This is a genomic window from Sulfobacillus sp. hq2 (assembly GCF_002903155.1).
GTDB lineage: Bacteria > Bacillota > Sulfobacillia > Sulfobacillales > Sulfobacillaceae > Sulfobacillus > Sulfobacillus thermotolerans.
Map to the genome: position 1 here is coordinate 39,776 of NZ_NWUL01000038.1, position 8,688 is coordinate 48,463.

Genomic DNA, 8,688 nt, shown 5'->3' on the forward strand with positions numbered 1-8,688 from the left:
TGGCGGAGCGGAGGGGGCGTCAAGGGGCGTTTAGAATGTGCATTGACGATGCCATGTCAATCGGGACCGCAATGGCATGGCCATAGGGTTCATTGACCCAGTACACCGTGCTTCCGGATTGCCATGACAAATCCAATGCATTTTGGCCATGATGCTTGTGAGCCCAGGTCAAGACCCCCATGGTCGTATGCGGAAGTTGTACCCGATGAAGCTGTGAGGCAATGGCTTCGGCAGCCGGTTTCAATAGGGAGATGGGTGTGCGAGGTGGTCCTGAGACTTGGACAGTCCAATTCTTTTCAGTCCATGTGATAAGGGCTTGACGGCTATAGGCGTGGGCGGTGATGCCAAAACCTAAGGGTAAGGGCGACCCAAGACTTGGGGAAATGATGAGGAGCTGTTGTAAGAGGGTCTGCGCGTTGGCATTGCTTCCGTCATTTTGGCCACCAAATGAGACGCTTACGCTTTGAGGGGTGACAATATGGACGTCATAATGGCCATTTCCTGAGGAGATTGGACCAATGCTTTGCACCGCTACGTGCATAGGAGCCATTATGGTTATGTTTGTACTGGATAGATGCTGGACGGTTCTGGCTAAGTTTGCGGATAAAGGGGGCCTTTTAGACGGCAAATGACGAGGCACAATCGATGGGCTGTTAAGACCACATCCTGTTAGAGTGACAAGGCTTGTGGCCAGGGTTATCGAGAGCACAGTTTTATGCAAGTCAACAATGTCTCCTTTGGCGTCAGATCTCCTATGGGAAGCCGCGCGAGACCGCTAGGAGGCAACCCATAAGCGTACGTTCGCCTTAGATGGTATAGCCCGTAGGAGCCTATGACAATATCGCTTGGCGTCTCATAGGAGATTGAGACAATGTGCTCTGTCATGGATGTGCTCATTAAAGTCGTTACCGAAAGCTTTTAGCTGGGGAGCTTTAGTGTTTAAGAATATTGACGTAGCTCACATGGCGAATGCCGACCCCATAGTGATACACCATGGTGCCTCCTAAGGACCCTGTCCATGTAATCATAACCACGGCTAGCAGCAAAAAGAGGGTGGACAAGGGGGTCGATCGACCGCGGCCGGTGTTCCAAAATGACCATCCTTGCGTGCGCCCTGCTGGAGATGATTGCGGATAACGGGCGTAAAACCGAACGGCTATGGCGAGTAGGGCAAAAATTCCTGTGAGCACGGCATCACGTTGGTGAGCTCCTAGAAGAACCGTGGTTGTAGGGGTCCAGTGGACAAATTGCTCGGAAATCACACCCATGGCTGCGGCAACGGCACCGGCCAAAAAGCCTAAGATGGTGAGCCAAAAGCTGCTGCGATCCAAAAAATGGTCTGGCGTTTGAATGAAGCGTCCTGCGATATCAAGCGCCAAGGCTAAATAGAGCAAGGCAATGGGAAAATGCACAACCATGGGATGAATGGTGTGAGGGAAAAGATGAATGCCAATATGAATCCATGTCGTCAAAAATGCGGACCAAAGACCTGTGATGAAATGCATAATAACCTCCTTGGAACAACGGTTTATTTAACATTGTGTGGTAATTAAATCTGTGTAGCTCTGCTTCAGTAAAACGTCTTTGTATGAAAGAAGAATGAGAAGTGTGCAGGTCCGTCCCCACAATAGCATTTTGGAAGCAGGAATTGTACACTACGGACAAGAGGTCACGAACAGCATATGGTAATGAGACAATAATTGAGGTGAATGATGCGCAGCACTGGTGACACTGACAAAGAGGCGGCGTTTCGGCTGCGAGGTTTCCGGCGAGCCGGACAGCTGTTCCGTCTTCTTGGAAAAATTCGACCTGTTTTCAAATTGCCCCAGGAACTTTTTACGGATCAATTAGACGCCCCCGTGGAGATTGTCCGTGACGATGTCGGCGTGCCGCACATCCAAGCCGCGACCATGAAGGACGCATTATTTGTCCAGGGCTTTATTCATGGTCGTGAACGGGCTTTCCAAATGGACATATCCAGGCGCCTGCCCTTAGGGCAGCTTGCCGAAATTTTAGGACCTCAAGCGTTATCGTATGACCGTTTTATGCGTTCTCTGAATGTCAGCCATTGGGCCGAGCAGGCTCCGTCCACGTGGTCAGACAATACGCGTGAATATGTTGCGGCCTATGTGGATGGCGTGAACTATGCCTTTAAGAGCCAACCTTTGCCGCCCGAATACCGTTTTTTGCAAGTGCCGCTCAGACCATGGACGGTGCATGATACCAATGCGATTATCTATCAATTGGCGTGGACCTTGAACTCGATTTGGCATAGCAAATGGGTGTATGACGCTTTGGATGATGACGATGATGTCAAGGAATGGCTGTTTGGGGCCTTGGGGGTTGAGATTCCGACGATTGTGCCAGGAACCGGTTCTTATGAACCGTGGATTCCAGCAACCGGGGCAGGATCAAACAACTGGGTCGTAGACGGTACCCGTACGGAGAGCGGCGGGCCCTTATTAGCTAATGATCCCCATTTAATGCCTCAATTGCCGTCTATCTGGTATGAGATGTTTGTGGAAGGTGGGGCTCTGCATGTTTTTGGGGCGTCTTTGCCTGGAGCGCCGGGCATTATCATTGGTCAGAACCAGGATATTGCGTGGGGTGTCACTAATGTAGACCCGGACGTTCAGGATTTATATCGGCTGCATCTGGAACCGGGAACCACCCGCTACGTGGTCGATGGGGAAACATTGTCGTTGACCGAGCGCGTGGAGACTTTGCATGTGCGAGGAGGGGCTGATGAAACACTGTCGTGTTATGACAGCGTTTGGGGGCCTGTCATCTATAAGGAGTCGGATCAAGCCATTGCCTTAGCCTGGACAGCATTTCAACCCTTGCCGATGGTGCAAGCCGTCTTGCGCTTAGACCGCGCCCACGATTGGGAAACCTTTAATACGGCGCTTGCGGAGTGGTGGGTGCCCGCTCAAAATTTTGTGTATGCCGATCGTGCGGGACATATTGGCTATATCGCTGCAGGCCGAATTCCTACGCGCTCTGGTGGACCGTGGCGAGGCATTGTGGATGGGCATGATGGACGGTTTCGCTGGACGGGCTGGGTGGAATGGACGGAGATGCCGCGTTTGTTTGATCCGCCTCAAGGCTTTATTGTGACCGCCAACAATCCGGTCACAGGCCAAGATGCGGCGACGGTGCTATTTGGCCGCTATTCGCTCGGTGCCAGGGCTAATCGTATTCAGGAGTTGATTCAGCGCCAACCGCGCCATAACGCGGAAAGCTTCAAGGCGATTCAACAAGATATTTACTCCGGTCCACTTTTAGCATTGGCCCAGAAATTGTTGAGAGAAGATGTGCCACAGGAGTGGAGGACAATTCTGGAGGATTTCGACGGTCACGCCAGAGCCTCTAGCCCTGCGCCCACGCTTCTGTATTTCTTTGCGTTAAGTGCTGTGCCTCCCTTGATCCGGGAGCGTTTAAACCAACCCTTTTTTCCGAACCAAAAACCCCGGGTTCCAGGCAGTCATCCTTTTCCCGAAACGCTGTGGGAACTGTTAGGGGAACGGTTAATTCCAGCGCTATTGGCGCATTGGAGCCAAATCGACCTTGCCTTGGCAGTAGAAAGAACACAAAAGGCGTTGTCGCAAACGCTGGGTGACGTTGACCATTGGGCGTGGGGCAATGTTCATCAGGCGCGTCTTTATCATCCGTTAGCGGAAGTCAAAATATTGGCTCCATTATTTGGTCGGCAATCCATGCGCATGCCGGGCGACTTGTATTCGCCGCTGCAGGCTGCTTTCCCGCTTGACCCGCGCTTGCCGTGGCCGCGCTGGGTCTCTTTTATGCCCAGTTACCGCCAAATCATGGATGTTAAGACACCGGTGGAATCGTTAGCTGTGCATCTCACGGGGCAGTCCGGGCACCCCCTGTCTTCGCACTATGACAATCTTATGGGCGCGTATGTGGCCGGGGATTATTATCCGTTGGGGCCTGGGATGATGACGCATTTATGGTTTATGATGAGGCATGAGGATTAGGCGACGGATAGTGGACATGCCAAAAGTCATAGACGGTATGCCTGTCCCATCCCAAATCCCAAGGAACGTGGTAGCGGTCAGCCGTATGGGTGTCGACCACAAGATAGCCCAAGCGGTCGGTGCCGACCACAATGGCGGTGTGGACCGTACGCCCATGTTCAATATAACTGATGAGATCGCCCGACACGAGATTATTGACCGCGCCGTGCGGAAAGCGCTTTGTCGGCTGGGTGAGTTGGCTATAACGGCCCTGGGCCATCAAGGTGGCTCGCCCTGTGGATTCTAGAAAGTATTTGAATCGTGCGGCATTGGCCCAAGCCGGACTTCCTTCACCAAGCCTCGCGCTATATTCCCAGACGGGTGTTTGCCGAAATCCTGCAGCTGCTAACGCTTGGGAAATGAAATTAGTGCAATCGCCTCCGTCCCCGTTGTAGTCGATATAATGCGAATTGTAACGACCGCCATTTCCGCAACCGGGCGCTGCTCCGCAATAGCGATTGGCATAGTCAACGGCTAGGTTGTGAGAACGCACAGAAGGCGCCTGGTAATGCGGTGTGAAATCGTCGGCCGGCCGCACAGGGCCAGGGATGTGCGTATCTTGATTCAGAGGGTCGGTAAAATCGTCGGATGCAATTCGCCATTGTCCGTGTAGTGACTGCAATACATAATCATGGCGGATACCCAGCCCAAACGCATCCGACAAGGTCCCTTTTTGTACTTGGTAGCGTTCACTGACAATCGCAAAAACGTGAACCAAGCCATTTGTTCGGAACTGGATACCGGGCGTCCGAAGACTCACCGTGACGCGCTTAAAGGCTATTTGCCGAGATTTGGCCCACGCCGACAAATAGGCTTCGCGCTTTGTCGCCTCATGAAGGGCCGCATGCGCTTGGGGAGTAAAGACCTGCTCTAGGGCTTGGCGATTGTGGGTCAAGATGGCGTGGTCCTCTTGGGTCACCAAGTGCTGCAAGGCGCTTTTCACGGCTTGTTCAGGCGGTGTTAAAGGCGCCGGCTGATAAGCGCTGAAATGAGGGCTAAAGGTTGCCGCATTGATGATGATTAAGCTTGCTGATAGGAAATGAGTGTTCATAATTTTCAGGATGGCATATTGTCCTCATCGCTATACGCTGACCCCCCGATGTTTTACATCGGCATTACAGGCATAGGGAGGAATGACCTGTGAAGGCCGTTCTCTTTGATTTGGATGATACGTTGTATGACCGGTATCCGGCTATTCGCACTTACGCCCAACACTATTTTTACAAAGATTTTGGGCCGCAGCTTAGCACGATCGATCAAGAATGGCTGGCCCAGGCGCTAATAACAGCGGACGGTGGCCCTCTGCGCGGAGGGCGCGAAGCGATGCAAGCGTTGCAACGGGCGTTGCCGTGGCTTCCGGGCAAGATGCCTTCTTGGCAGGAGTTGTTGGCACATTGGCAAGCTTATTTTCCGTATTGCAGTCATTGGACGCCGGAACTGGACCAACTGTTGCGCTCATTATCCCAACTTGGGTGGAAAATAGGGATTGTCACGAATGGCCCGGGGCCGGGGCAAAGACAGAAGATTGATACCTTGGGTATCGGAAATTATTTGGACGCTGTGGTGATTTCGGGCGAGTATGGAGTGAAGAAGCCTGATCCAGCAATTTTCATGGAAGCTTTGCGTCAGTTGGGTGTAGTAGCCCATCAAAGCTGGTTTGTCGGCGACAATCCGGCAACAGATATCGCGGGGGCTGTGTCTGCGGGGCTCAAAGCGATTTGGCTACGCCGCTATCATAGGCCTTGGTACGGGCCTCTGTCTAAGCCTCCTGTTTGCAAAGATTCCATGGTTGCGGTGGGCGAGTTTCTTGTGGGCTGCAACAAAGACTAATAGGGCGTCAAGTGACGTCAGACCTCATTACATCGTTATACCAGATAAGGGTGACGATAGGAGGCTCTGCGTTGGTAGTCAATGAGGGAGACGTTACGCCCATGGGTGTGGTCCGATGCCGCTTTCGCATTCGGCCTAGCGTATGGTACATCGTGACCGACTGCACAGTCTGCTTGTTTTGCTATTCAGCGACAGCGTCTGCGTTGTTACCTTCGGAAATTTTGCACGGGGGGAAAAGATGGGGGCAGGGAATTCTCTTTGATCGCCCCCATATGCGTAGGATTTTTTTCCTATGGCCCCAGTGGGAGCAAAGGTTGCATGCTTTAGGAGATGAGATGCCAGAACGGCGGGCTCTTAAGCCTCGCAAATAACAGGTAGGGGCCTTGGGACGCGGATTTTTCATCTATTTCTAAGAATTTGGGGATAAAACATACGAGAACACGAATTGTGCGATTTCAGATCTCAAGGATTGACGACGAGTCATCGTGTATCATAGGTATGGTCTATCATGCCATACTATAGGGAGGTCCAAAGAGTGGGTCAAGATTTGCCGTCAACGCGTGAACCCTTGCCCGAATCCCCCAAAAAGCCGGCAAGGGCGATTGCTCATGGAGCTCTTTTGGCCTTCTTAGTTCTCTTGTCCCGCTTATTCTTTGAAGAAATAGGAACCTTAGCCTATATCTATCTGCCGCATGCCTGGGTCGATGCGCCCCAAGGCGAGATTCCTCCCCATGGTGGACTATGGTTTCAAAGTTTGTTTGGGATCTGGGCGCATTGGGATGGCTATTGGTATTTATCGATTGCGCAGTTTGGCTATCAAGGGCGTACCGCGTCGAGCGCTTTTTTCCCCTTGTATCCTTGGTTGATGCATCTGCTGGGTTCAAGCATTTGGGCCGGTTTGGGAATTAGTTTGGTTGCATTTACCGTCTCCGTCGTCGTGCTATATTTGTGGGTTTCAGACCAATGGGGTCCGGCCGTTGCTTGGCTGGCGGTATTAGTCTATGCGTTTTTTCCTACGGGATTTTATTTAAATGCTGTCTATACGGAAGCGCTGTACACGGCTTTGGCCTTTTCCACCCTCTACGCTGCCCAAAAGCGTCGGTATTGGTGGGCTTTTGTGCTGGCGGCATTAGCCACTTTGACAAGTATTTATGGGATTTTGCTATCGCTTTCGCTGTTTGTTCTCGTGTGGAAGCAAGAACGCCGGTTTTGGCGCGCTGTGGGATTTAGTATCGGGTCGGCGTTAGGTCTTTTGGTATACATGGCGTTTTTGACGTGGCGTTTTCACGATCCGTTGATGTTTCAATCGGTGCAGTCCGATTGGGGCAGACATTTTGCTTGGCCATGGGTTACCTTAGTGACGGCTTTTCACGCAGCGTGGGCCAATCGTCAAGTGGTGTGGAACTATCCCTACTTGTTTAGTCCGGGCCCCGCTCAAGGACCCGTTATTAATTTTTATAACCTGATTTTTATGGTAGGTAGTCTGATAGTTCTAGTCGTGTACGGTTGGCGATTGCCGCTTTACCTCTGGGCTTATTTAGCCCCAGCACTGGCCGTGACGTTGTTCTTTCCAGCCTATAATCAACCGCTGATGTCCTTTCCTCGTCTTATCTTCGAAAATTTCCCCATTTTATTGGTGCTTGCCATAGCGCTTGCAAGACGCCCCTGGTGGCGTTTTGCGTATTGGAGCGTTTGCTTGTATCTGGGCGCTTTACTGACGGCGCTTTTTGCAACAGCCCATTGGGTAGCGTGATTTTCGGTTGCGCTTGACTTAGAAGCAGTTCTTTGGTGTGGGCTTGTTGAATATTTTTTACCGCGTTATAAAAATTAGTTCATTCATTCCTATCTCTTTGTGATAAGGTATATGTGTTAATTCGTACTGAGAGGAGGGCTTTGGAGTGACTCATGTCAAGAAATTGGCAGCCGCAGCGACCATGGGGATTTTAGCAATGGCTCTTGCGGGTTGCGGTTCACAACCTACTATCGATGCTTCCCAATGGATGGTTAACCATCCGGGAACACACACCGTCGATTTGAAGATCGAAGGAATTTATAGTAGTGCGCAACAGAGCAATACTTTTGACGGATTTACTGATGGCCAGCTCGTGGTGACTATTCCGGTTGGATATCATGTGAACATGGATTTCATTAATAAAGGACCGATTCCCGAATCCATCGGAATTTATAAAAACCATCATCTTGCGTTTCCTGGTGCCGGCCAATCCTATCGCCAAGTCGTAACGTTCCCGACGGCGGGATTATTGCCTGGACAGTCGCAGTCTTATTCATTTACAGCAAGTCAGGTTGGCACTTATACCCTAGCGGATATGTTGAATGGGGATCCCAATAATACGCCGACCAGTGGTGTATGGGATATTGTCAAGGTTGTTCCCTCGGGCAACCCGTCCATGAGCAGTTAACGACGCGGCGAGGAAGTCGCTTTCACGCGTTGAGCAACAAAGATTAAGGTCCTGGGGTTTGGCTGGACAACATACCGGTGCAGGGGCGGTTTCTACGTCGCCTGCGTCAAGAGGTTAGCTAAACTCGCGATGCATCCGGTGGTTTAAACAGAAGCCGCCCACACAGTATGTTGTGAAACAAATTCGGCCTACGGGACTTTATATCGCAATATTCAGATTATTATTGGAGTCATATTGGGGAGGAGGGTTCCACGTGAGCAAAGTACCAAATGAACCGCCGATCGAGTCTCCAGAGCCTCAACAGCCAGAGTGGAGCCGGCGGCAATTTCTCGTGGGCACGGCGGCGATTGGCGTGGCCGGCGCGGTGACGTTGTTTGGGCGCCAGAGTCTCGTGAATGCGG

General features: G+C 51.6%; 9 protein-coding genes. 6 read left to right on the forward strand and 3 right to left on the reverse strand.

What is annotated here, in order from left to right; all coding sequences use genetic code 11:
• Positions 1-19: 19 nt before the first annotated feature.
• Together CO251_RS11400 and CO251_RS11405 are read right to left on the reverse strand one after the other, a co-directional pair.
• Positions 20-721 (reverse strand): hypothetical protein, encoded by a 702-nt coding sequence (locus CO251_RS11400; RefSeq protein ID WP_146039066.1) that lies wholly within the window; start codon positions 719-721, stop codon positions 20-22.
• A gap of 211 nt (positions 722-932) precedes the next feature.
• Positions 933-1,505, reverse strand: coding sequence for a DUF2231 domain-containing protein (locus tag CO251_RS11405; RefSeq protein ID WP_103375951.1), 573 nt, complete (start codon positions 1,503-1,505; stop codon positions 933-935).
• Between the two features lie 204 nt (positions 1,506-1,709).
• Here CO251_RS11405 and CO251_RS11410 point away from each other — a divergent pair, with 204 nt between their 5' ends.
• Positions 1,710-3,998: a penicillin acylase family protein gene (locus tag CO251_RS11410; protein ID WP_103375952.1), complete on the forward strand. Its 2,289-nt coding sequence runs from the start codon at positions 1,710-1,712 to the stop codon at positions 3,996-3,998.
• Here the strand turns inward: CO251_RS11410 and CO251_RS11415 are convergent.
• The gene (locus CO251_RS11415) at positions 3,976-5,088 is read right to left on the reverse strand and encodes an amidase domain-containing protein (RefSeq protein WP_103375953.1); all 1,113 of its coding nucleotides are present in this window, start codon (positions 5,086-5,088) and stop codon (positions 3,976-3,978) included. The two genes, CO251_RS11410 and CO251_RS11415, sit on opposite strands and share 23 nt — an antisense overlap.
• An 89-nt stretch (positions 5,089-5,177) precedes the next feature.
• Here CO251_RS11415 and CO251_RS11420 point away from each other — a divergent pair, with 89 nt between their 5' ends.
• The 5 genes from CO251_RS11420 to CO251_RS17920 form a co-directional block, all read left to right on the forward strand.
• Positions 5,178-5,867: an HAD family hydrolase gene (locus tag CO251_RS11420; RefSeq protein ID WP_103375954.1), complete on the forward strand. Its 690-nt coding sequence runs from the start codon at positions 5,178-5,180 to the stop codon at positions 5,865-5,867.
• Positions 5,868-5,938: 71 nt separating this feature from the next.
• On the forward strand, positions 5,939-6,238 hold the full coding sequence (locus CO251_RS11425; RefSeq protein WP_103375955.1) for a hypothetical protein: 300 nt from the start codon (positions 5,939-5,941) through the stop codon (positions 6,236-6,238).
• 164 nt (positions 6,239-6,402) lie between these two features.
• Positions 6,403-7,620: a glycosyltransferase family 39 protein gene (locus tag CO251_RS11430; protein ID WP_158246310.1), complete on the forward strand. Its 1,218-nt coding sequence runs from the start codon at positions 6,403-6,405 to the stop codon at positions 7,618-7,620.
• A gap of 145 nt (positions 7,621-7,765) precedes the next feature.
• Positions 7,766-8,287, forward strand: a complete 522-nt coding sequence (locus CO251_RS11435) for a sulfocyanin-like copper-binding protein (protein ID WP_242968566.1) — start codon at positions 7,766-7,768, stop codon at positions 8,285-8,287.
• A gap of 253 nt (positions 8,288-8,540) precedes the next feature.
• The coding region (locus CO251_RS17920; protein ID WP_146039067.1) for a twin-arginine translocation signal domain-containing protein at positions 8,541-8,688 on the forward strand (148 nt) is incomplete at its 3' end.